Raw genomic sequence first — 23,876 nt, 5'->3', positions numbered from 1 at the left:
GGGTGCTTTTAATTTAAGTATAAATATTTACAACTCATACTCATTTAATAAATCTGGGTTTACTTCCAGATTATTTTACGTTTCCAAAATCTACAACATCGCGAGCAATCATTACTTCTTCGTTTGTAGGAATAACGATGACTTTTACAGGTGAATGTGGATAATTAATGAAACCTTCAGAACCATGGATCATTTCATTTTTCTTAGCGTCCCAATAAACACCCATAAACTCTAAACCTTCTAAGACTTTTGCTCTTACAGGATCAGAATTTTCACCTACGCCAGCTGTAAATACAATAACGTCTACACCATGCATACGCGTCGCATATGAACCGATATATTTGTGAATACGAGATGCAAAGACGTCAAGCGCTAATTGGGCTCTTTCTTTACCCTCTTTAGAATCTTCAATGATATCTCTTAAGTCACTTGAAGTACCTGAAATACCTAATAATCCAGATTCTTTATTAAGTGTATTTAATACTTCTTCTGCATTTTTACCCGTTTTTTCCATAATAAATGGAATTAAAGCTGGGTCAATATTACCTGAGCGTGTGCCCATTGTAACACCTGCTAATGGAGTGAAGCCCATAGATGTATCTACAGATTCGCCACCATCAATAGCAGCGATTGAAGCACCATTACCGATATGACACGAGATAATACGTAATTCTTCAATTGGTTTATCTAAAATTTCAGCTGCACGTTGTGAAACATATTTATGACTCGTGCCATGAAAACCATATTTACGAATTCCGAAGTCTTCATAATATTGATATGGCAAACTATATAAATAAGATTTCTCTGGCATTGTTTGATGGAATGAAGTATCAAACACAGCGACATGTGGTGTCTCTGGTAAAAGTTTTCGGAATGCACGAATTCCCATTAAGTTTGCTGGGTTGTGTAACGGAGCTAATTCACTTAACGATTCAATTTGTTTTTCTACTTCATCAGTTATATAAACTGATTCTGGGAATAATTCTCCACCATGAACAACACGGTGGCCCGTACCATCAATATCATTAATACTTTCAATGATACCATGTTTTTTAAAGCTTTCTAACATAATGTTTACTGCTACTTCGTGATTAGCAATATCATTGGTATCAGTAATTTTTTCTCCATTTACTTCAATAGTAAAGACAGAATTTTTTAAACCAATACGTTCAATTAGTCCTTTAGTAACAACTTTTTCTTCCGGCATTTCAATAAGTTGGAATTTCAGTGACGAACTACCAGCGTTAATGGCCAAAATTAATTTTGACATAAGCTTGTTGCCTCCATTTTCAATTAAGTTTTAATATACCTATCTATTTAATCATTAATACAGTTTATTTTCAAGAATAATACAGTTTAATTTTCAGGATGATTTTCTTCCATCCACACATTTAAATCTTGTAAAAATGCTTGGAATTGTTGAGGGCTTTTGAAGTCAGGAATGTTCGCTAATAAAACCTCTACTGGTTTAGTAACGTTTGTTTCTTTTTTCTGTAGTACAAGAATAGATTTGCGTGCTTTTTCATTTTTAAATAATGTCGAAGGTAAATTTAAAAATGCTTGCATTTCTGTCTCTGTAGCAATGAAGTTTTGTAACTGTTTCACATTTGAACCTTCGAAAATATTACTTGGAACAACTAAAAATGCATAACCTGATTGTTTTAAGGCAACAACAGCTTGTTCAATTAATAAAAAGTGAGAGAAACTGTGACCTTCTTCAAATCCTAAAGCCATTTCCTTACTTCTCTCATCTGCTGGATAATAGCCAACAGGTAAATCACCAATAACAACATCTGTCTCTTCAAAAGGTAATGGCATAATTGCGTCTTGTGGATAAACATCAAATGGTATTTCTAAAAAGTTGGCTAAATGAACGCTGACTCTTGATAATACTGGATCAACTTCTATAAGATGATGCATTACCGTGTGTTCAGTTAACACTTCATGTACAGACGCACTTAGATGGCCTGCCCCACTTGCGATGTCTACAACGTGTAATTCTTCTTCGTTTTTTAAGAAGCGTTGAGATAAAAAACCTAAAATTAAGCCAATAGAGTCCGGCGTAATTTGATGATTTGCTTGGATATCTTCTTTTTGCATTAAGCTTAAGTAAGCAAACTGAAATGCTTTTCTTCTATCTTGCAATGTAGCTTGTTCTAACAAGTCTCTTTTACTTGTATAAATGTGTTCCATTGCTAGTCCTAAGTTTTCAATAAAACTTTGACCATTATTTTCATTTAAAGCTTTAGCTTTTTCGTCGAGTGTTTGGAATAACTTTTCCATTACTGTTTCTTCTTGTGTCATTTAATAGTCCTTTCTAAAAAAACTGTCCATAATTTGTTTGAAATTAAGTCAGTTCATGCTAACTTATATTACCAAATAATTATGGACAGTATACTTTATAATGTCAATGATACTGTTTGATTGTTTAACTTCAAATCAAATGACAAATTTTATATTACCTATATTTAATTTAAATAGCACGATATGCTTCTAAAGCAGCATCGAAGTCTGGGAAATCAGTGCCTTCAGAAACAACTTCAGTATATACTACTTTATTATTTTCATCTAAAACAAAAACTGAACGTGCAAGTAAACGTAATTCTTCCATAACTACGCCATAATTGTTACCAAATGAAAGCTCTTTATGATCACTTAAAGTAACCACGTTATCTAAGCCATTTGATGCACACCATCTTTTTTGTGCGAATGGTAAGTCAACAGAAATAGTTAACACGACGCCATCTTCCTGCGCTGCTTCTTCGTTGAATTTACGTGTTTGTTTATCACAGACACCTGTATCAATAGATGGTACTACACTGATCAATTTCTTTTGACCATCATAATTTGATAAAGTTACTTCATTTAAATCATTGTCTAACACTGTAAAATCTGGTGCTGTTTCACCTTTTTTTACTTGTGATCCTAATAATGTAATTGGTTCTTGTTTAAATGTAATTTGCGCCATTTGAATGCCTCCTATAAAAAGTGCTTACTCAATAATTATAACTGTTTAATCAGATGAAATAAACCTTAAACCCTTTGAAACATAACAATCTACTTCAAATAAAACAATTTTTCAAATTTATTTTTTATTACGACAGTATCAGCAAAATAATCATGTATACCTTTGTGTTTATCTGTAAATATTGTTACTAAATAAGGTAAATTAGCAAATACGCCACTAACAATGCGACCAATCCATTCTCTAAATAATACGTCTACCCAAGTTAAAGGTTGTCTATCTGCACGTTCCACTCTAATATTCAAAATCATTTTACCAATTGTTTGTTTAAAATATTTCGTTAATAACACAAAATACAAATAAAATACGAGTGCATCTAATATGTGACCTACACTAAAATAATCAATCCATAACTTTGCATTATCTATATGTGTGAAATGATAGATTGGTTTCAATATAATACTTTGAATACCAAAAATGATGAGTAAATCAATGAGAAAGCTACAAAATCTTATACCAAATCCTGCATATAGTGCTTTTGCTAATTGATTATGTGCAAGTGCATCTGACTCTGTTTGGGCTTCGTTTGAATCTGCAACCTTATGTGCAGTATCATCTTGTTTCATATTATCCATTATTACACCTAACCTTCGTATAGATACATAGGTTCAGCTTCAGTATCATTTTTAATTATTGATTTAACTTCATTGAATTCATTTTTAAATTGAGCAATACTCGCTTTTGCATTACTAAACGATGAGAAGAAACTACCTTCTTCACTATACTCAAATACTTCTGCATCTTTTGCTTTCATATCTTTTTTCATTGCTTTTAACGTTTCATCTTCATAACCAATTTCGTCAATTAATCCGTTATCTTCCGCTTGTTGTGCACTGTAGATTCGTCCATCAGCTAACTCTCTAACTTTACTTTCAGACATATCCCTACCATCTTTAACTATATTCACAAATCGATCAAAACTATCATCTAATACAGATTGTAAAATATCTTTTTCTTCACTTGTCATAGCTCTTGAGCTACTTAATATGTCTTTATGATCTCCTGATTTTATAACATTTTCTTTAACGCCTATTTTTTCTTGTAATTCTGAATAATCAACACTAGACATAATAACACCGATTGATCCTGTCATTGTTTGAGGACCTGCGTATATTTTGTCTGCTGGTGCTGAAATGTAGTATCCACCAGATGCTGCCATACTACCCATATGTACATAAATCTTTTTATCTTTTTGCTTAATTTCTTTTATCTTTTGATAAATTTCATCACTTGGATATGAGCCACCACCAGGAGTATTCACAGATAACAACACGCCTTTGACTGTGTCATCATTTTTTACGTTTTCTAATTGTTTTAAGAACGCCTCATGGTTGTAACCACCGCCACCAAACATGCCTCCACCTGTACCTTCAGCTATTTGGCCATCTAATGTTAAATGTGCAATTCGTTTACTTGAATTGCCCTCTTTTTCTACTTTTTCTGTAAATGGGTCCATTTTAGATGTAGCTTGTTCATCAAATAAAGATGAAAAGACCGCTGAAATTGAACTCATCACGATGCCGCCTAACACGATGACAACCGCAAGTATGATTGCGATAATCCTTTTCTTCGACATTTACACTCACTCCCATAATTTATTTTCCTTTTAACTCCATCCCCAATTTAACCATAATCAATTAAGCTATGTATACCTTATCCCAAATATATATTAAAAGAGTTTTAAAATATAATAGTGTTTTATCAGAATTATAGTAAAAAAGTACTAATAATGCGAAGTGACACTATGCCTTATTTTATAAAACTGTATACAAAAAAGAGCGGGAATACGAAATCAAATTTTGATTTCGTATTCCCGCTTCTATAAGGCTGACAAATAAAGGAAGACAAGCGTTGAGGCTCTTGTATAAGAACTACTTTATTTTAATACATTTTTGTAATTGCTACATGATTTGCAATAAATAATCGTACGCATTTTTCAAAATTAAAATAGCAGTAACTACAATAAACAGACCTTTGACATAACCAACGCCTTTTTTAATTGCAAATAAAGCACCCAAATATGATCCGCAAATCATACTACCAGCCATGATAAAGCCATAAAAATAATCGACTTGATCTAAGAATATAAATAATATTAATGCCCCTAAATTGGATGCAAAATTTAATACTTTGGCATTCCCTGCTGCACCTAGAAAATCAAATCCAAACATTAATAAAACAAAAAGCATAAATGAACCTGTGCCGCCGCCTAAAAATCCATCATATAGACCTATTAAGCACATTAACGCTGCAAATATTATAGCTTTACCGGTAGTGAGTTTTGTAAAAGTACGTATACTACCCCAATCTTTTTTCATTAATGTATAAATCATGACAAGCGTTAAGATAATGATTACCACTGGCTTTAATAGTTCAGACGGTAAAAATGTCGCCACGCTCGCACCACCCATAGCCATTAAGAATACAAATGGGAATAACTTCCCAACAACTTTCAAATCGACATTGCCTGACCTTAAAAAACGAAATGCACTGGTCATCGACCCAAATGCACTAGCTAATTTATTAGTACCTAACGCCATAGCTGGTGGCATACCCACTGCCAAAAGTGCAGGGATAGAAATTAATCCCCCACCACCGACAACTGCATCAATAAACGCTGCTAAAAATCCAAGAAGTATGATGATAATTACAATTGAAATGTCCCACTCTAACATGCGCCAACCCCTGTCTGTTTAAATCATGTTAACTTATTATTCATTATAAATTGAACATCTAAAACTAAGTTTTATATTTTTTAAATGATGCTTACTATAATTTAAACTCGTATTTAAAATAAATCGTCTGCCAAAGTTTGTGTCTCTGAGTCTTTATCACTTTGGTAGTCATTTGAAATTTCTATTGTTTCGATTTGATCCACAGCTTGTTGTACTAATGGTTCAAAATCAAAAATATTTTCATATTTTTCCACTTTTTCAATATCAGGTTCAGTTACAGGATTTTTTGGTGTGAAAATAGTACAACAATCCTCATAAGGTTGTATAGAGACATCAAAAGTTCCAATTTCTTTAGCTCTTTTAACGATATCTTCTTTATCTAATGTGAGTAATGGACGTAACACTGGCGTCGAAGTTACGCTATTAATTGCGTACATACTTTTTAAAGTTTGACTCGCTACTTGACCAAGATTCTCACCATTTACAATGGCATGTCCGTCAATTTCATGTACAAGTTTATCTGCTACTCTCATCATCATTCGACGTGTGGATGTCATTGTATAACGTTCATGTACAACTTTATTAACTTGTTTTTGTAAATCTGTAAAAGGTACAATGTGTAATTTAATTGGACCTACATGAGAAGCTAAAATACGTGTTAATTCAATTACTTTTTCTTTAGCTTTTTCACTTGTAAAGGGCGGGCTATGAAAATGAATTGCTTCAATCATCGCACCTCTTCGCATGACTTCCATACCAGCTACAGGAGAATCAATACCACCTGAGAGCATAAGTAATGTTTTTCCGCCTGTTCCAACTGGCAAGCCACCAAGTCCAGCTATAGTTTTGTCATAGACATATATGGCATCTAAACGCACTTCTACTTTTATATTGTGATCTGGATTATGGACATCGACAGTTAAATCCTCTGTTGCATTTAATACCGCAGCACCAATGCCACGTTGTAATTGATATGTGTCATAAGGAAAGTTTTTATCTGAACGTTTCACGTCTATCTTAAATGTATCTCCGTTTGCGTAGTCTTTTGCAAATTGAATGGCTTGTTCATTTGCCGCTTCTACAGTTTTATCAATTTTTAATACAGGACTAATAGAATAAATGCCGAATACTTTTTTAAGTCTATTACACATTTCATCTATGTCTGCACCTTCATCTAATTCAATATACATTCTATCTCTATTCGCTTTTACTTTATAGCCTTGCAATGGCATTAATGAACGCTTAACATTTGCGCGTAATTTATTCACGAATATTTTACGATTTGCACCCTTTAATGTTAATTCGCCATACCTTACTAATATATGATCATAAATCATACTAACAGCTCCCTTACTTCTTCATATACTTTATAAAAATTATCTTTAAATGTTTGAACATCTTCTTGAGTCGTATTGGCTCCCATTGAAATTCTGATACTACCTTCAATTTGTTTTCTAGGCACATTCATCGCTAAAAGTACTTCGTTTAGACTCGCTTTTTTAGACGAACATGCACTTGTGGTAGATAACATGATGCTATGTTTTGAAAATGCATTGACCAATACTTCACCTTTTACGCCTGATAAACCAACATTAAGAATGTGTGGCGCTGAATTTTGAGGTGAATTCAGCTTGACGCCGTGAAACCCTGTAAGAAATTGACGTAAGTCAGCATTAAATTCATTTAAAGTATGGTTAAGTTCTGTGGTATGATTCACAGCTGCTTTCATGGCTTTAACAATTGCAATATTCATCGGTAAATTAACTGTACCACTTCTCACACCATACTCTTGTCCACCACCGTGAATAATAGGTTCAAGTTGATGAATATTTCGAACAAATAATATACCTTGCCCTTTCAAACCGTGAAATTTATGCCCACTTAAACTCAACGTATCTACACCTTCAAAGCATAATGGCACTTTACCAATCGCTTGTACTGCATCTACGTGAAAATGTGCCTTGGGATATTGGTGCACAATATTTGCTGCCTCTTCTATTGGTTGGGTTTGACCCATAATATTATTAACATGCATACAGGTTACTATAGCAACATCATCCGACATCAATGTTTTTAAATGGTCCAAGTCGATTTGACCCTCTTCAGTAACATCAACATATTTAATAATAAACCCTTCTGTTTCTAATGAACGTACAACTTCTAATACAGATGGATGCTCAAGTACTGAAGTGATGATTTCATTAGCAAATGCTTTTTTCTTATATGCCACGCCTTTAAGCGCCAAATTATTAGATTCAGTCGCACCACTTGTAAAAACAATATCAAATTTTCCATCTAAATTAAACAAATCTTTTATTTGTTTTTTAGTTTGTTGTAACAATTGGTCTGCTTGTAAGCCGGCTTGATGCGGACTATTAGCATTAGAATACAATGATTGATTTACTTTTACATAAGTATCCAGCACGTCTTGGTTTGGCTTTGTCGTTGCGGCGTTATCAAGATATATCAATTCTTTCACTCCATTTCATTTTATCATACACACTTATTTAAGAAGTGATACTAATTTTATATTTATATTTAAGTTATTGCATTAATAACAATACTTTTCTGTCATTTTAAAATTAATTTTATACTTTCCCTTTAAGCATTATACTCGCTTTTGATAAAAAGAAAAGACACGAAATCATAATTCATTTCGTGTCTTACTGGTGTTATTTTTAATAATTAAATAGTTTAACCAATAACTTGATCCTCTATTTGTTTGGTAATTCCTGGTTCAACACTTTCTAAAGCTTGTTCAGATATTTCAATTGAACGTTTGTATCTATTGTTTTTAAATAGTCTTTCAGCCTCATTAAGGCTTTTATCTATGTTCGAACTATCTTTACGGTAACGGTTACCATATTCAATAAGTTTCTCAGCATAAACTGCATTAACAAGCACATCTGTAGCTTCATCTTCAAATTTATTCATTTGTAGCACTACTTTAGATACTTTATCTTTCAATTGTTTAACATGTATTGGACGTACACTGAATTTCTTGTTTACTTCACGCACTTCATAATCAATTTCATTTTTCATTATAATGAAACGTTCTGGTACGCTTGGTAAGTTAGAAGCTAATAGTTTTCTATAAACTTCTTCTTTTTTACTTTGTACACGTAAGATATTTTCTTCTGCTTCTGCTTCATCTTCGCGTAGTTGAATTAAGTGATTTTGTAATTTTTCTTGTTTTTCATTAATCACAGCTACATGCTCTTCGATATATTTCAAGTTATCTTGAACTTCACTGTAGCGTACTGCAGATTTGGCCATTTCTTTTAGAATTTCATCATAAACAGCTATTAAGTTTTGAATTTCATTTTCAAACTGTCTTACATTCTGTACATCACTTTCATTTATATAGTAATTTTCACGTACATATTCAATTTCAGTTTGTAAAGTATAATTCATTTCTTTTGCTCTAAACAAATTATCTGTAATGACTTCTTTTGATTCTTCTACTTCATTTTTCGCTTTAACTTCGTGCTCAATTAATTCATACATTTCATCAAGACGATCGTTAATATTATTTAATTTTTCATTCGCTTCATCAAGTTCCAATCTACTAATCATCGGTTCTACAAAGCTAAGTTCTGTTTTAAGCGTTTGTAAAGTGCTATCAATTTTGACATGATCTAAATCATAGCCTTCTACTTTGAGATCTCTACATCCGTATTTCATATCTTGGAACTGTCCAGGTAATTCTTTTTGTGCTTCTCTGATTAACTCAGGAATTTCTGACATATCCTTTTTTAAAAAGTTCATATCTTCATTTAAAGTTTTGATATGTTCATGTGCGTAAACATAATTACCTTCTGCTTTATATGATTCATAGTTTTCCATTTCTGGTACGAATGCTTCAATTTCATGTTCTAACGGCGCTGCTGCTTCACCGAACTGATGTCTGTTCGCTAACACGTCGCGCTTCATTTCTCGGTAATCCACTTTACATTCTTCATATAAGTGATCACTCTCTTTATGTACGCCCATAATATCTTCGACATCTGTAGTTAATACATTGTAATTTTCTTCGTATTTATCCATTAATTCGTGTGCTTCATCAATTTCAGTTTGCGCTTGCGAAAATTTAAATTTATCAAGTAAACCTTCCGCATTGTGAATCTTTTCTTCTAATGGTAACAAATATTGATTTTTACTATCTAAAGACGTTTGTTTTAATCTATCATAAGTAGATTTTGTTTCACCTGTTAAAGTTAAATCAGATAATTGAGATAAACTTTCATCATAGGGTAATTGCTCTACTTGTAATTTTCGTTCTTCAGCCTTCTCAATCATTTGGCTTTTATTCGAACGCATATAGAATAATACACCGACAATAATCAGTATAATAACAATAATTGCTAGAATGATATACAATACCATATGTTTTCTCCTCCTATTTTATCACTATTCATTATAACGTAATTTACCCATGCATTAAAAGAGAAAATGAATTAATCATTGATAATATTTTAAATTTCATAGTAAATCTATCTCTGTTAATATTATGTATCATGTTGCAACTAAAAAAAGCCCTTACAAATCATTTGATTGATTACTATTAAAACAGTCTTTATACTAAATGAAAAGTAAAAAGTGAGGTTTTATTAATATGACAGAGGTAAAAGAAACAAATTACGATTTATTACAAAAGCAAGTTGCTAGTCTAATCGAAGATGAATCAAATTTAATTGCTATACTTAGCAATGTCTCTGCTTTACTAAATGATTCGTTAGATCAAATTAATTGGGTTGGCTTCTATTTAATAGAAAATAATGAATTAATCTTAGGACCATTCCAAGGTCATCCTGCTTGTGTACATATTGCTATCGGCAAAGGCGTATGTGGCACAGCTGTAGAAACAAACGAATCACAACTCGTTGAAGACGTTAATGCTTTCCCAGGACACATTGCATGTGATGCGAATAGTAAATCAGAAATTGTTGTTCCTATTCATAAAGACAATCAAATCATTGGTGTCTTAGATATTGATGCCCCTATTACAAATCGCTTTTCAAACACAGATAAAATTGCTTTAGAAGAAATTGTTAAGATCCTAGAACAGCAAATAGCTTAATATTTAACAATCGTCTTTCTATAGGTAAATCTGGGTTTACTATTGACAGTAATTCAGAACATGGTACAATGTTCTTTGTGTGAATAAACGAAATTAGCAGTTGCCTATTAGTTGGCTCTATGTTGTTCCCAACGTGGACGTGTCGTGTAACCGTAGCTATGAGGTGAGGATACATAAAACAATATATCCAAATAAGCATGCAACACTCTTTTTTGTTTTTTCATAACAACAAAAGAGAAAAAGGAGGAGTCTATTATGGCTCGATTTAGAGGTTCGAACTGGAAAAAATCACGTCGTTTAGGTATCTCATTAAGTGGTACTGGCAAAGAATTAGAGAAGCGCCCATACGCTCCAGGCCAACATGGTCCTAACCAACGTAAAAAATTATCAGAATATGCATTACAATTACGTGAGAAACAAAAATTACGTTATTTATACGGAATGACTGAAAGACAATTCCGTAACTCATTTGAAATTGCTGGTAACCAACATGGTGTCCATGGTGAAAACTTCATGCAATTACTAGCTGCTCGTTTAGATGCAGTTGTATATTCATTAGGTTTAGCGCGTACGCGTCGCCAAGCTCGCCAACTTGTTAACCACGGTCACATTTTAGTAGATGGTAAGCGTGTTGATATTCCATCATATACTTTAAAACCTGGTCAAGAAATTTCAGTACGTGAAAAATCTTTAAAATTAGATATCATTGCTGAATCTGTTGAAATCAATAACTTTGTACCTGAGTACTTAGAATTTGATGCAGACAACTTAAAAGGTAAATATGTACGCGTTCCTGAACGTAGTGAATTACCTGCTGAAATCAACGAACAACTTATCGTTGAGTACTACTCAAGATAAGCGTTTTAATTTCAAACCAAGAAGTCCTTTCGAGGATTTCTTGGTTTTTTTATTACTATATAATTAACACCTTTCATCCAAATATTTAATTATAAGTAGAAATACTTTTTAACCCCCTCACTCATGGCACGATATCTTTTTACTTTCTTATAATAATTACTGTATGCTTATGAATAAAGGAGTGTTAAATTTGATTATTAGAGCACTAGAAGAAACAGATTTAAATTTTGTACATCACTTAAATAACGAATATTCTATTATGTCTTATTGGTTTGAAGAGCCCTATCAATCATTAAGTGAACTTCAATCATTATATAAAAAACATTTATTAGATGAGACTGAACGTAGATTTATTATTGAAAAAGATCAAACACGAATCGGTGTAGTTGAATTAGTTGAAATCGACTTTATACATAGTAACTGCGAAATTCAAATTATTATTGATTCAGAATATGGTGGCAAAGGATATGCCAAAAGTGCATTTAAAATGGCTATTGATTATGCGTTCCTAGTACTTAATCTCCACAAAATATATTTATTTGTTGATGTTAACAACGAAAAAGCTGTTCATATTTATAAAGCACAAAACTTCTCCATCGAAGGTACATTACAAGAACATTTTTATACTCGTGGTGAATATAGTGATTGCCATGTGATGGGATTATTAAAAAAGAATTGGGTAAATCATCATGATAATGATTTATCTCACATTAAATAATATACATTTCATTATTATTTAAACTAGAAAAAGCTTAAATGAACCCTTTAAATTCATTTAAGCTTTTTTAATATTTTCATTTTTATAAAATATCATTTGGATTATCTGAAATCAGTCCGTCTACACCTAGTTTTTGCAATACTTTTGCTTGTTCATGCTCATTCACTGTATAGGTCATCACTGACAATTTATACTGATGTGCATTTTTTAAAAACTTCTCTGTAAATAAAGCATAATTAGGATTTACATAATCCGCATAGGCAGCAATGCTTTTGAATGGAGGTAATTTATACCAATATTTCTTTTTACTAATCAATACACCTAGTTCATAGCCTTCATTCATATCAAATATTTTTTTCATACTTTTTTGATTGAATGATTGTACAATCACTTTATTTTTTGGTAAATCTGATGCATTTAATGCATCTATTAATTCACTTTCAATTCCAGGATAATACTGTGGCTGTTTTAATTCTATTAGTAACTTTTGATGATAATCTTGAATTAAATTAATTACTTCATCCAAAGTCGGTATTGTCGCTCCCGCAAATTGCTTATCTTTAGTTATACCATAATCAAATTGTTGCAATTCCGCTAAATTCATATCCTTGATTTTTCCTGATCCATTCGAGGTACGATCAATCGAATCGTCATGAATAACTACGAGATGGTTATCTGATGTCCTGTGTATATCTATTTCTAATATATCAATATCGCTTACAAGTGCAGCTTTAAAAGCAATCATCGTATTTTCAGGAAAATATGTAGCAATACCACGATGTGCCACTAATATGAGCTTGTTCTCATTATTATATATTGTCATTAAAGTTGCTCTCCTCTTTCTTTATATCTTATTTTCATCTAAACTTAAATTATCATAAATCAACTGGAGGTCAATCGTTATGGTTCAACATGAATTCAAAGTAAACACACAATGGTCTGGTGGTCGTGAAGCTGTAGGTCAACTTAACGGAGACGTATTAGATGAACAAATATCTATACCATCAGGTTTAGGCGGCAATGGAACTGGTACAAACCCAGATGAATTATTAGTTTCAGCTGCATCTTCTTGTTATATTATCTCACTTGCAGCTGTACTCGAACGTTCTGGTTTTAATAATATAGATATTCAACAATCTTCTATAGGTACAGCTGTATTTGAAAATGCCAAATTTCGTATGGACAACATTATCCACTACCCTGTCATTGAAGTTGAAACTGCACAAAAAGATAGCTTAGTTAGAAAACTACCTAAACTCTTAAAGGTTGCAGACAATAATTGTATGATTTCAAACTCAATTAAAGGTAACGTTACTGTAAAAATAGAACCAAAAATAAAATAATTTAAAAAAATTTTATATATGACGGAATATGAATGCGATAACAATGTATGCCCTTTCATGATATTTTATTTTGTTTATTTACATAATCTTTTAACTTTTGCACTTTTATATTTTCTGAAAATTTGCTAAACTAAGACAATCATAAGCATTGGGGGAATCACATATGAAATACTATCGTCCTATGTTACTTACACCAGGACCAACGCCAGTACCAGAAGAAATTTTACACGCAACACAGTCACCAATGGTCGGACACAGATCAAGTGACTTTGAAACAATTGCTGAAGAAGCATTTCGTGCTCTAAAACCAATATTCGGTGCGCAAAATGACGTAATGATATTAACTTCTAGTGGGACAAGCTCTTTAGAAGCAAGCATGTTAAATATTGCAAATCCTGATGACGACATTGTTATCATTGTTTCAGGTGCTTTTGGTAATCGTTTCAAACAAATTGCAGAAACATATTACGAAAACGTACATATTTTTGAAGTAGAATGGGGCAAAGCTGTAAATGTGCCTGAATTTATTGACTTCTTAAAATCATTGAACACAGATGTTACAGCAGTTTATAGTCAATATTGTGAAACATCCACTGCAGTGTTGCACCCTGTCCATGAATTAGGACATGCCCTTAAAGCATACGACGAATCGATTTACTTTATTGTTGACGGCGTGAGTTGTATCGGTGCAGTTGATGTAGACTTACAACGAGATCAGATTGATGTGCTTATTTCTGGTAGTCAAAAAGCTATTATGTTGCCTCCTGGTTTAGCGTTTGTAGCTTATAATAATCGTGCTAAAGAACGATTTAGCCAAGTTACGACGCCAAGATTTTATTTAGATTTAAATAAATATTTGAAATCTTTAGAAGCAAATTCAACACCTTTCACACCAAACGTTTCGTTATTTAGAGGTGTGAATGCCTACGCCAAATTAGTTGAAGAAGAAGGATTAGACCAAGTTATTGCACGTCACTATGCAATACGTGATGCTTTAAGAAAATCACTCAAATCACTAGGCTTAGATTTATTAGTCCAAGATGAGTTTGCTTCACCTACTGTTACGGCCTTTGTGCCTAAATCAAAAGAAGAACTCAACTTCATTAAAAATGAACTTAAAAACCGTTTTGCTATAACGATTGCAGGTGGACAAGGCCATCTAAAAGGAGAAATTCTACGCATAGGTCATATGGGTCAAATTTCACCTTTTGATATTTTACAAGTCGTATCAGCATTAGAAATTCTATTAACTGAATTCAGAAAAGAATCATATATTGGTACAGCAATTACTCAGTACATGGAGGTCGTAAAAGCATATGTATAAAATTTTAGTATCTGATCCAATCTCACCAGAAGGTTTAAAAAGTTTAATTGACCATAAAGACTTCGAAGTCGAAATCAATACAGAATTAAATGAAATCGAACTCGTTGAAAAAATTGGTGATTACCAAGGCTTAATTGTTAGAAGTCAAACACAAGTCACTGCAGAAATGATTGAAGCAGCACCAAATCTAAAAGTTATTGCTAGAGCTGGGGTCGGTGTAGACAACATTGATGTCGATGCAGCTACCAAAAATGGTGTTATCGTAATTAATGCACCAGATGGTAATACTATTTCTGCTACTGAACACTCTATGGCTATGATTTTATCAATGGCACGTAATATCCCACAAGCACATCAATCATTGAAAAATGGAAAATGGGACCGTAAAACATATAGAGGTACAGAACTTTATAATAAAACGCTTGGCGTCATCGGTGCTGGTAGAATTGGTTTAGGTGTTGCAAAACGTGCACAAAGTTTCGGTATGCATATCTTAGCTTTTGACCCTTACTTATCTGAAGATAAGGCAAAAGAACTAAATGTCACACGTGCAACAGTTGAAGAAATTGCTGAACAAGCAGACTTCGTTACTGTACACACACCATTAACTCCAAAAACTAAAGGTATCGTTGGTAAAGACTTTTTCGAAAAGGCAAAACCAACGTTACAAATTATTAACGTAGCACGTGGTGGTATTATTGATGAAACAGCGCTATTAGACGCTTTAAACAATGATCAAATTCAAAGTGCGGCAATAGATGTATTTGAAAGCGAACCAGCAACTGAGTCCCCTCTTGTTGATAACGATAAAATTATTGTTACACCACATTTAGGTGCATCGACTGTCGAAGCTCAAGAAAAAGTGGCTGTTTCAGTAGCAAATGAAATCGTTGATATTTTCGAAAATGGTAACGTCTTAAACGCGATTAACGCACCAAAAATGACTTACAGTGAAATCAATGATGAATTGAAGCCTTATATTGAATTAAGTAAAATGACTGGTGAAGTCGGTATTCAATTACTTGAAAAAGCACCTCGCGAACTACATATCAAATACGAAGGTGACATTGCATTAGATGATACAAGTTTGATTACAAGAACACTTGTATCTGGCGTCTTACGTCAAGATTTAGCAGAACGTGTAAACTTAATCAACGCCTTAGTACTCTTAAACGAACAAGGTGTATCTTATAATATTGAAAAGAATACAAAACATCGTGGTTTTAGTAACTATATAGAATTAACATTAATTAATAAAGATACTCAAATTAAACTTGGTGCAACTGTACTCAATGGTTATGGTCCAAGAATCGTACGTATCAATGATTATCCAGTAGACTTTAAACCAGAACATCACCAACTAGTAATAAATCATAACGATAGACCAGGCATTGTAGGCCGCACAGGACAAATTCTTGGCACATATGATATCAATATCGCTTCAATGCACCTTGGTCGTACAAACCAAGGTGGTAATGCCCTAATGGTATTATCAATTGACCACCCTGTTACACCAGATGTTATTGATGCATTATATCAAATTGAAGGATTTAATTTGATACAAAGCGTTGAACTCGATATTCAAAGTGATGCAAGCTACAATATTTAAATATTGAATCATCATAAAAGAACTTAGAATATAAACACCTTATTTCTTAAATTAAAAATACCACTCTATTAGTTTTCTAATGGATTGGTATTTTTTGTTGGCAATAAAAAAGATACTGACGCATTATTATTTAGTCATCAAATAATAAGCGTAGTATCTTTTAATTACAATAATATTTCTCTAATATCTCCTACATGGTCTACGATATATTCAGCATCATAAGACTCTAATTCTTCACGTGCATTCTGTCCTTTCAAACCTGTCAATGGACCAATGAAAGTCGCCCCTATTTTTTTAGAACTTAACAGATCTGCCAATGAATCTCCTACCACAAAAACATCATCTTTATTAACACGATTTTCTTGATTTGTAGCATATTTTTCATAATTATTTAAATGATTACCTTCTAATGTTGCTAAATAGCTAAACGGATTAGGCTTACCTAATGGTTTTAACTTAGGATATTGTTCCTCAGCGATTAATACCTCACTTGCAGTAACAATATGTAAATCATCAAATAAATCTTTGATACCAATTGCTTCAAATGGCACTAATGTTTCTGTTCTAGGTCTACCAGTTGCAATGGCTATATGATAGCCAGCAGCTTTCAAATCTGTTAATAACTGTTTAATTTCAGTTACAGGTCTTAACACAACTTCGTTATATATGTAACCTTCTTTAAATTCTGTACGGTTAGGCTTTTGTTCTACTTCGTTAAATAACTTAGAACCTAAGTACCACTCTTGGTAAACCTCTTGAGCTAGCGTCCAAAACGGACTTTTCAGTTCAAATAATGCTGTTTGCTTTGTATTTAACTGATCACCAGCATGCGTAACAAGTGTTTGATAAATATTATCTTTTCCTGAACTTATACCATCTAAAAACGATAATGGTGACTCAAAGTTCAATTCTATATCAAAAATATTTCCACCAATTTGTTGCAATGTTTCTTGATTAAAGCTTTCTGGATTTAAAACTTCCACTAATTTTTCTTGGGGTAATGTTTTACATATTTCAATAAAGTGAATGGCTACAACTACAAATAACATATCCCAATTTGAATTTAATCCAAGTGACTTTAACTTAGTTAAAATTTCATCATGGTAGAATACGATTTCTCTTATTACAGTAATTTGTTGATCACTTAAATCATCAAATTGTATAGATGGATCTAAGCCCATATAATCTTTACTCATAAGCATTTCGTAAACCGTTAATGCAGATACATCAAAACACCTTTCTTCACTTAAAAAAACACCATCAACATCAAATAATACCGACTTCATGTCATCTACTCTCCTTAAATCAGAAAATTCTGATACTAGTTCATCGTACTATTTACCCATGAAAAGAGCAATGTATTTTAGTCATTTTATCAAACAAATCATATCGTTAAATATTTAATTTTTTTAAGATAAAAAATACGCCTTACAAAGTTCCACTTTTCAGTGATAACTATGATTAGGCGTATCCTAAAATAAACTTATTTAGTTATTATTACGTCTCCATTATTTTTGCTGCTCTGATTCCATTTGTACTTCAATTTCATCAGCTACTTGCTGAACTTGAGTGCCGATAATAACTTGGGCATTATGTTTACCACTCTTTGTCACACCGACAGCTCCTGCCCCCTTAATCTTAGCTTCATCAATAATGGTATTATCATGTAATTCCATGCGTAATCTAGTAGCACAGTTTGTTAATGATGAAATATTCTCTTTGCCACCTAATCCATCTAAAATTTGGCTTGCTGTATTTGTATATTTATTAGTTGTCGCTGTAGTTGCTCCTTCTGAATCTGCAGCATCTCCCGTTGACGCTTCATCAGAAGTTGGATCTGCTAGTAAGTTATCCCCACGACCAGGTGTATTTAATTTCAATACTTTAATAGCAAATCTAAATACAAAGTAATATATAACAAAGAATACAAGTCCTTGTACTAACAACATGTATGGTTGACTTGATACAGGATTAATTAATGATAATACATAATCTATTAAACCAGCACTAAATGAGAAGCCTGCTGTCCACTCGAACAATGCTGCTATAAACATGGATAAACCAGTTAAAAATGCATGTATCACAAATAACACTGGTGCCACAAACATGAATGAGAATTCAATTGGCTCAGTAACCCCAACAAAGAATGCTGAAACTGCGCCACCAAACATTAAACCATAAACACGTTTTTTCTGTTTAGATTCTGCTGTATGGTACATCGCTAATGCTGCAGCCGGGATACCAAACATCATTACTGGGAAGAAGCCAGCCATATAACGTCCTGTAATACCATGTACTGCACCATCACCAGTTTGGAATTTAGCAATGTCATTAATACCTGCTAAATCAAACCAAAACACTGAGTTTAACGCGTGATGCAATCCAGTCGGTATCAATAATCTGTTAAAGAAACCATATAAGAAAGCACCTCCTGGACCTAAATCTAAAATCCATGTCCCAAATATTACAATTGCTGAATAAATAAATGGCCAAACAAATAACATCAATACGGCCAATATAATACTAAAGAATGCTGTTAAAATTGGTACTAAACGTTTACCACTAAAGAATGATAACGCTGTAGGTAATTCAGTTTTACTAAATTTGTTGTAAGTATACGCTGCGATTAAACCAATCAATAAACCAATAAACACGTTAGAATTATTCATTTGTTCAAAAGCTTCGTTTACGCCTGTTTCTTTAACACCTAATAATGGTGCTAATTTTGCTGGACTTAAAACAACTGTAGTTAAAAAGAAACCTACTGCAGCCGCGAGTGCTACTGCGCCATCATTTTTCTTAGCCATTCCTAATGCTACCCCAATTGCAAAAAGAATACCTAGTTGTTCAAGAATCGTCGAACCGGCAGAAGAGAAAAACGCTGCTACCGTTGGTAAGACTCCCATTGCTGTTAATGCGTTACCGATACCCGTAATAATTGCGGCTGCTGGTAACACTGCAACAGGAAGCATAAGAGATCTACCAAGACGTTGAAAGAAACTAAACATAACAATTCCCCATTTCAAAATAGATATTTACACAAACAAACACCACATGCACAATATGTCCACGTGGTGTTTGTAAACGTTTTACTTGCTGTCATTGTACAGTTACATAATAACACAAGTTTAAAAAAATTCGTATATAAATTAAAATGTCTAACTATTTAAAAAATATTGAAACTTACTATTTATGATTCACATAATCATTTAATTCATTTTGTAATCGTGTCGTTCTGCTTTCTAATTCTTTTGTTAAGTATTCTAATTTTTCATTGCGCTTCATGTTTTTTGGTAAATGCTTCGTTTCGATAGGTTCACCAAATTTAACAATCGCTTTACCCGTAACAAGTCCTTTAATTTCTTTAGGTCCTACATATGCAGCTGGTAAAATAGGAGCTTGGGCCATCAAAGCAATAGTTACTGCGCCACGTTTCATAGGTGATCCCTCATCATACTTCATGCGATGACCAGTTGGGAATATCCCTACCGTTTTATTTTCTTTTAATAATTTAACCGGTTTTTTCAATGTACTTGGCCCTGGATTTTCTCTATCTACAGGAAAAGCATTTAAAGAACTTAAAAACTTACCAAACCATTTATTGTTGAATAACTCTTTTTTAGCCATGTAATGAATTTGATTTGGGTATATTGCTGTCCCTAACATGATTACTTCATTATAGCTTTCGTGAGTACAAGTCACTACATATCTGTGAAGTTGAGGTATATTTTCTTTACCTTGCACCTCTAGTGATTTACATATTTTCATAATAATTAAATCTAACAAACCGCTAATGAATTTATACATTTCTCCACCTACTTCATTTTCCTTTATATTTACCTATTGATTCTATCATTTAGTCACCTTATGAACAAGAATATTTATATTTCAGTCTAAAGTTGTATAGTGCTATACTAGAAAAAGTTGTATAAACCTATCATAATAGGTTATATAGAATAAATCGGAGGTAAAGTATGTCAGATTTTAATAACGATCATAACTCTAATGAAACACAAAACCCTCGGCAGCCGCAACAACCGGAACAAGCTCACAATAAAAGGTCAAAAAACAAAACCAAATTCCCATGGTTTAAAACGATAATTGTGGCCTTAGTTGCCGGTATTATAGGCGCACTTTTGGTATTAGGTATTGGGAAAATCATGGAAAGCACAGGCTTAAATGATAACGGTTCTTCCGTTCAAGAAGCTTCTAATAGTAGTAATGGGGGCAATACACTCGATGGAAAAAGTGAAAAATATGATTCTGTGAACCAAATGATTAACGATGTCTCCCCTGCTATTGTAGGTGTTATTAATATGCAAAAAGCTCAAAATTTAGATAGTTTGCTAAAAGGTGATTCTTCTAAATCAGAAGAAGCTGGTGTTGGATCAGGTGTCATTTATCAAAAAAATAATGGTTCTGCATATATCGTAACGAATAATCACGTTATCGATGGTGCGAATGAAATCAAGGTACAATTGCACAATTCTAAACAAGTCGATGCGAAATTAGTAGGCAAAGATGCCTTAACTGATATAGCAGTACTAAAAATCAATGATACGAAAGGCACTAAAGCAATTGACTTTGCCAACTCTTCAAAAGTAAATACAGGAGACAGTGTTTTTGCAATGGGTAATCCCCTAGGTCTAGAATTTGCTAACTCAGTGACTTCAGGCATTATTTCTGCTAGCGAACGTACAATTGATACGAAAACATCTGCTGGTACAAATAAAGTAAATGTATTGCAAACAGATGCGGCAATCAATCCTGGTAATTCCGGTGGTGCACTCGTAGATATTAATGGTAATCTCGTAGGTATTAACTCAATGAAGATTGCAAGTGAACAAGTTGAAGGTATTGGCTTTGCAATCCCAAGTAATGAAGTTAAAGTTACCATTAAAGAACTTGTAGAAAATGGCGAGATTGAGCGCCCTTCCATTGGTATTAGTTTACTTAATGTAAGTGAGATACCAGAACAATATAAAGAAGAACTGAATACAAAACGCAATGATGGTGTCTATATTGCCAAAGTTCATGCTGATAACGAGCTTAAAGAAGGTGATATCATCACTGCGATAGACGATAAAAAAGTCAAAGAAGATGCTGACTTACGCTCTTATTTATATGAAAATAAAAAACCTGGCGATTCAGTAGAAATGACTATTGAAAGAAATGGTAAGGAGCAAACAGTGGAAGTACCATTAAAAGAACAAAAATCAACATCTTCAGAGTCATCTGAAAAAGAAAATGAAAGTCCTGCACCATTTAATTAAAACAATAACTTAAACTTAATAGTTATTTTGAACCAATCAAGTAAGATTAGTTTACTTGATTGGTTTTTTATATTTTATAAATTATCCTTATCTAGTTCTCTAATAATATTTGTTTCAGTATAAAGTATGTTTAGTTCAATACTACATAAAGTACACAAAATGACAATTTTCATTTTAAAAATTGACAATGCTTTAGGCCTACTACTACAGAAATACACTCGCAGAGGCATCCAAGATGAGTCTATTCCAAGAAAAACTTACACAAAAACAGCCAACAAAATCATAAGGCTTTGTCGGCTGTTTTGACGATAATTTATATATCGCGTTATTCATCTATCTATCTTCAAATATTATTTATAATTAACCATGAAATATTTTTTCTTACCACGACGAATAATAGTAAATTCATTCTCGATTATATCGTCATCGTTTAATTCATAATTCACATCTTGTTGTCTTATACCATTGATATAAATTGCACCATTATTCACATCTTCACGTGCTTGACGCTTAGACGATGAAATACCAGTTTCAACAATCGCTTCAACAATATTTGTAGTTTCTTTACTCAATTCAACTTGTGGCACATCCTTGAATCCTGCTTTTAATTCTGAAGCTGACAATGATTGTAAGTCACCTGCAAATAATGCTTTTGAGATACGAATTGCATCATCTAATGCAGCTTGACCATGGATGAAACGTGTGACATTTTCAGCTAAAGCTTTTTGTGCTTCACGTAAATGCGGTGCTTCATTTAACGATTTTTCTAATGCTTCAATTTCTTCTTTTTCTAAGAATGTAAAATATTTCAAGAATTTGATTACATCATCGTCTGTAGTGTTAATCCAAAATTGGTAAAATTCGTATGGACTCGTTTTTGTAGCGTCTAACCAAACTGCGCCACCTTCTGATTTACCGAATTTTTTACCATCTGATTTAACGACTAAAGGAATCGTCAGTCCGTATGCTTCTGTTTGACCGTACATACGACGCATTAATTCAATTCCACTTGTGATATTGCCCCATTGATCAGAACCACCAACTTGTACTTTACAATTGTAAGTGTTGTTTAAATGACCAAAATCAATTGCTTGGAGTATTGTATATGTGAACTCAGTGAACGAAATACCGTATTCTAAGCGACTTTGAATTGAGTCTTTACCCAACATGTAATTTACACCGACATGTTTACCGTAATCTCTTAAGAAATCAATCAATGAAATTTGGCTTAACCAATCTTTATTATTAACAAGTTTAGCACCTTTATCAGTACCAAATTCAAAAATTTTATGCATTTGTTCACTGATACCTTGTACGTTTAATTCAACTTGTTCTTCTGTTTGTAAGACACGTTCTTCAGATTTACCTGATGGATCACCAATCATTCCTGTTCCCCCACCTATTAATACAAGTGGACGATGCCCATGTTCTTGGAATCTACGTAAAGTTAAAAATGGTAATAAATGACCGATGTGTAAACTATCTGCAGTTGGATCGGCACCACAGTATAATGTAACTTGTTCTTTATTTAATACATTCTCTATACCAGATTCGTCTGTTTGTTGATAAATTAAGCCTCTCCATTTTAAATCTTCTAATAATGCATTTGTCATTGTATTTACCTCCTATATTTATTAAGATATTGTTTTGAATAGATTTTAAATACCGTCCAAAGTTTAATTCACTTTTAGCAAGTACGACCGAATAACACTTAAAAAATAAAAAAACGCCCCTACAAATTAATGTAAGGGCGCATGCGCACGGTACCACCATACTCTAAGTCAAACAACTTTATTAATGATACGTTCATTAACTTAAACGTTTGGATGATTGAAATCATTAAGGTGTATTCACATATTAATCATCGTTAGTTCACAGCAACCACTAACTCTCTGAAGATGACACCATATGTTACTTCTCCTTTATCCAAAAACGATATCGAATTGATATTAATTATAAGTAACTCTATTT

General features: G+C 32.9%; 21 protein-coding genes. 7 read left to right on the top strand and 14 right to left on the bottom strand.

Annotated elements, in window-relative coordinates:
- Window positions 1-70: 70 nt before the first annotated feature.
- From MHB47_RS05845 to ezrA, 9 genes are all read right to left on the bottom strand, one after another.
- Entirely contained in the window at window positions 71-1,270 is a 1,200-nt protein-coding gene (locus MHB47_RS05845) for an acetate kinase (protein WP_021339074.1), read from the bottom strand.
- 86 nt (window positions 1,271-1,356) lie between these two features.
- Complete coding sequence (locus MHB47_RS05840; RefSeq protein ID WP_340755634.1) at window positions 1,357-2,304, bottom strand: class I SAM-dependent methyltransferase; 948 nt, start codon at window positions 2,302-2,304, stop codon at window positions 1,357-1,359.
- Window positions 2,305-2,473: 169 nt separating this feature from the next.
- Window positions 2,474-2,968 (bottom strand): thiol peroxidase, encoded by a 495-nt coding sequence (tpx, locus tag MHB47_RS05835; RefSeq protein WP_002507345.1) that lies wholly within the window; start codon window positions 2,966-2,968, stop codon window positions 2,474-2,476.
- An 89-nt stretch (window positions 2,969-3,057) separates the two neighbouring features.
- Window positions 3,058-3,600, bottom strand: a complete 543-nt coding sequence (locus MHB47_RS05830) for an RDD family protein (protein ID WP_340755631.1) — start codon at window positions 3,598-3,600, stop codon at window positions 3,058-3,060.
- 8 nt (window positions 3,601-3,608) lie between these two features.
- Window positions 3,609-4,601, bottom strand: coding sequence for a signal peptide peptidase SppA (sppA, locus tag MHB47_RS05825; protein WP_340755629.1), 993 nt, complete (start codon window positions 4,599-4,601; stop codon window positions 3,609-3,611).
- 325 nt (window positions 4,602-4,926) lie between these two features.
- Window positions 4,927-5,700, bottom strand: a complete 774-nt coding sequence (locus MHB47_RS05820; RefSeq protein ID WP_340755628.1) for a sulfite exporter TauE/SafE family protein — start codon at window positions 5,698-5,700, stop codon at window positions 4,927-4,929.
- 113 nt (window positions 5,701-5,813) lie between these two features.
- Entirely contained in the window at window positions 5,814-7,037 is a 1,224-nt protein-coding gene (gene thiI / locus MHB47_RS05815) for a tRNA uracil 4-sulfurtransferase ThiI (RefSeq protein ID WP_340755626.1), read from the bottom strand.
- On the bottom strand, window positions 7,034-8,170 hold the full coding sequence (locus MHB47_RS05810) for a cysteine desulfurase family protein (RefSeq protein WP_340755624.1): 1,137 nt from the start codon (window positions 8,168-8,170) through the stop codon (window positions 7,034-7,036). The genes thiI and MHB47_RS05810 overlap by 4 nt, the downstream gene beginning before the upstream one ends.
- A gap of 224 nt (window positions 8,171-8,394) precedes the next feature.
- Window positions 8,395-10,086, bottom strand: coding sequence for a septation ring formation regulator EzrA (gene ezrA / locus MHB47_RS05805; RefSeq protein ID WP_002507339.1), 1,692 nt, complete (start codon window positions 10,084-10,086; stop codon window positions 8,395-8,397).
- Window positions 10,087-10,315: 229 nt separating this feature from the next.
- Here ezrA and MHB47_RS05800 point away from each other — a divergent pair, with 229 nt between their 5' ends.
- The 3 genes from MHB47_RS05800 (at window position 10,316) to MHB47_RS05790 (ending at window position 12,356) form a co-directional block, all read left to right on the top strand.
- Window positions 10,316-10,780, top strand: a complete 465-nt coding sequence (locus MHB47_RS05800) for a GAF domain-containing protein (protein WP_021339067.1) — start codon at window positions 10,316-10,318, stop codon at window positions 10,778-10,780.
- Between the two features lie 255 nt (window positions 10,781-11,035).
- A complete protein-coding gene (gene rpsD / locus MHB47_RS05795; protein WP_002507337.1) occupies window positions 11,036-11,638 on the top strand; it encodes a 30S ribosomal protein S4 in 603 nt (200 codons plus the stop codon).
- 190 nt (window positions 11,639-11,828) lie between these two features.
- Complete coding sequence (locus MHB47_RS05790) at window positions 11,829-12,356, top strand: GNAT family N-acetyltransferase (protein ID WP_340755621.1); 528 nt, start codon at window positions 11,829-11,831, stop codon at window positions 12,354-12,356.
- An 82-nt stretch (window positions 12,357-12,438) separates the two neighbouring features.
- Here MHB47_RS05790 and MHB47_RS05785 read toward each other — a convergent pair whose 3' ends face one another.
- Window positions 12,439-13,179 (bottom strand): glycerophosphodiester phosphodiesterase, encoded by a 741-nt coding sequence (locus MHB47_RS05785; protein WP_340755619.1) that lies wholly within the window; start codon window positions 13,177-13,179, stop codon window positions 12,439-12,441.
- 79 nt (window positions 13,180-13,258) lie between these two features.
- Between MHB47_RS05785 and MHB47_RS05780 the strand changes: the two genes are divergently transcribed.
- From MHB47_RS05780 to serA, 3 genes are all read left to right on the top strand, one after another.
- Complete coding sequence (locus MHB47_RS05780) at window positions 13,259-13,699, top strand: SACOL1771 family peroxiredoxin (RefSeq protein ID WP_107518759.1); 441 nt, start codon at window positions 13,259-13,261, stop codon at window positions 13,697-13,699.
- 163 nt (window positions 13,700-13,862) lie between these two features.
- A complete protein-coding gene (locus MHB47_RS05775; RefSeq protein WP_340755615.1) occupies window positions 13,863-15,023 on the top strand; it encodes a pyridoxal-phosphate-dependent aminotransferase family protein in 1,161 nt (386 codons plus the stop codon).
- The gene (serA, locus tag MHB47_RS05770) at window positions 15,016-16,632 is read left to right on the top strand and encodes a phosphoglycerate dehydrogenase (protein WP_340755613.1); all 1,617 of its coding nucleotides are present in this window, start codon (window positions 15,016-15,018) and stop codon (window positions 16,630-16,632) included. Before MHB47_RS05775 ends, serA begins: the two co-directional genes overlap by 8 nt.
- Before the next feature lie 164 nt (window positions 16,633-16,796).
- Here the strand turns inward: serA and MHB47_RS05765 are convergent, their stop codons facing one another.
- The 3 genes from MHB47_RS05765 to MHB47_RS05755 all read right to left on the bottom strand — a co-directional run bounded on the left by MHB47_RS05765 (window position 16,797) and on the right by MHB47_RS05755 (window position 20,439).
- Entirely contained in the window at window positions 16,797-17,918 is a 1,122-nt protein-coding gene (locus MHB47_RS05765; RefSeq protein ID WP_340755611.1) for an HAD family hydrolase, read from the bottom strand.
- A gap of 222 nt (window positions 17,919-18,140) precedes the next feature.
- A complete protein-coding gene (gene nagE / locus MHB47_RS05760) occupies window positions 18,141-19,640 on the bottom strand; it encodes an N-acetylglucosamine-specific PTS transporter subunit IIBC (RefSeq protein ID WP_340755609.1) in 1,500 nt (499 codons plus the stop codon).
- Between the two features lie 178 nt (window positions 19,641-19,818).
- Window positions 19,819-20,439 (bottom strand): lysophospholipid acyltransferase family protein, encoded by a 621-nt coding sequence (locus MHB47_RS05755; RefSeq protein WP_340755607.1) that lies wholly within the window; start codon window positions 20,437-20,439, stop codon window positions 19,819-19,821.
- Window positions 20,440-20,606: 167 nt separating this feature from the next.
- Between MHB47_RS05755 and MHB47_RS05750 the strand changes: the two genes are divergently transcribed.
- Window positions 20,607-21,905 (top strand): S1C family serine protease, encoded by a 1,299-nt coding sequence (locus MHB47_RS05750; RefSeq protein WP_021339061.1) that lies wholly within the window; start codon window positions 20,607-20,609, stop codon window positions 21,903-21,905.
- A 350-nt stretch (window positions 21,906-22,255) separates the two neighbouring features.
- On the opposite strand, the gene tyrS is transcribed toward MHB47_RS05750, so the two are convergent.
- On the bottom strand, window positions 22,256-23,518 hold the full coding sequence (gene tyrS / locus MHB47_RS05745; RefSeq protein WP_056935729.1) for a tyrosine--tRNA ligase: 1,263 nt from the start codon (window positions 23,516-23,518) through the stop codon (window positions 22,256-22,258).
- Between the last annotated feature and the right edge of the window lie 358 nt (window positions 23,519-23,876).

The organism is Staphylococcus sp. FSL K6-3157, assembly GCF_038005145.1.
GTDB classification, from domain to species: domain Bacteria; phylum Bacillota; class Bacilli; order Staphylococcales; family Staphylococcaceae; genus Staphylococcus; species Staphylococcus equorum.
Note: the sequence above shows the minus strand (reverse complement) of the source record. Positions and strands in the feature narration are given on the sequence as shown.

Bases quoted from the DNA above. Each gene is read 5' to 3' on its own strand.
- MHB47_RS05785 (WP_340755619.1), bottom strand. From the start codon at position 13,179: ATGACAATATATAATAATGAGAACAAGCTCATATTAGTGGCACATCGT.
- MHB47_RS05765 (WP_340755611.1), bottom strand. From the start codon at position 17,918: ATGAAGTCGGTATTATTTGATGTTGATGGTGTTTTTTTAAGTGAAGAA.
- rpsD (WP_002507337.1), top strand. From the start codon at position 11,036: ATGGCTCGATTTAGAGGTTCGAACTGGAAAAAATCACGTCGTTTAGGT.
- nagE (WP_340755609.1), bottom strand. From the start codon at position 19,640: ATGTTTAGTTTCTTTCAACGTCTTGGTAGATCTCTTATGCTTCCTGTT.
- MHB47_RS05845 (WP_021339074.1), bottom strand. From the start codon at position 1,270: ATGTCAAAATTAATTTTGGCCATTAACGCTGGTAGTTCGTCACTGAAA.
- thiI (WP_340755626.1), bottom strand. From the start codon at position 7,037: ATGATTTATGATCATATATTAGTAAGGTATGGCGAATTAACATTAAAG.
- MHB47_RS05840 (WP_340755634.1), bottom strand. From the start codon at position 2,304: ATGACACAAGAAGAAACAGTAATGGAAAAGTTATTCCAAACACTCGAC.
- MHB47_RS05775 (WP_340755615.1), top strand. From the start codon at position 13,863: ATGAAATACTATCGTCCTATGTTACTTACACCAGGACCAACGCCAGTA.
- MHB47_RS05800 (WP_021339067.1), top strand. From the start codon at position 10,316: ATGACAGAGGTAAAAGAAACAAATTACGATTTATTACAAAAGCAAGTT.
- MHB47_RS05830 (WP_340755631.1), bottom strand. From the start codon at position 3,600: ATGGATAATATGAAACAAGATGATACTGCACATAAGGTTGCAGATTCA.
- tyrS (WP_056935729.1), bottom strand. From the start codon at position 23,518: ATGACAAATGCATTATTAGAAGATTTAAAATGGAGAGGCTTAATTTAT.
- tpx (WP_002507345.1), bottom strand. From the start codon at position 2,968: ATGGCGCAAATTACATTTAAACAAGAACCAATTACATTATTAGGATCA.
- MHB47_RS05820 (WP_340755628.1), bottom strand. From the start codon at position 5,700: ATGTTAGAGTGGGACATTTCAATTGTAATTATCATCATACTTCTTGGA.
- MHB47_RS05755 (WP_340755607.1), bottom strand. From the start codon at position 20,439: ATGTATAAATTCATTAGCGGTTTGTTAGATTTAATTATTATGAAAATA.
- serA (WP_340755613.1), top strand. From the start codon at position 15,016: ATGTATAAAATTTTAGTATCTGATCCAATCTCACCAGAAGGTTTAAAA.
- ezrA (WP_002507339.1), bottom strand. From the start codon at position 10,086: ATGGTATTGTATATCATTCTAGCAATTATTGTTATTATACTGATTATT.
- MHB47_RS05750 (WP_021339061.1), top strand. From the start codon at position 20,607: ATGTCAGATTTTAATAACGATCATAACTCTAATGAAACACAAAACCCT.
- MHB47_RS05780 (WP_107518759.1), top strand. From the start codon at position 13,259: ATGGTTCAACATGAATTCAAAGTAAACACACAATGGTCTGGTGGTCGT.
- sppA (WP_340755629.1), bottom strand. From the start codon at position 4,601: ATGTCGAAGAAAAGGATTATCGCAATCATACTTGCGGTTGTCATCGTG.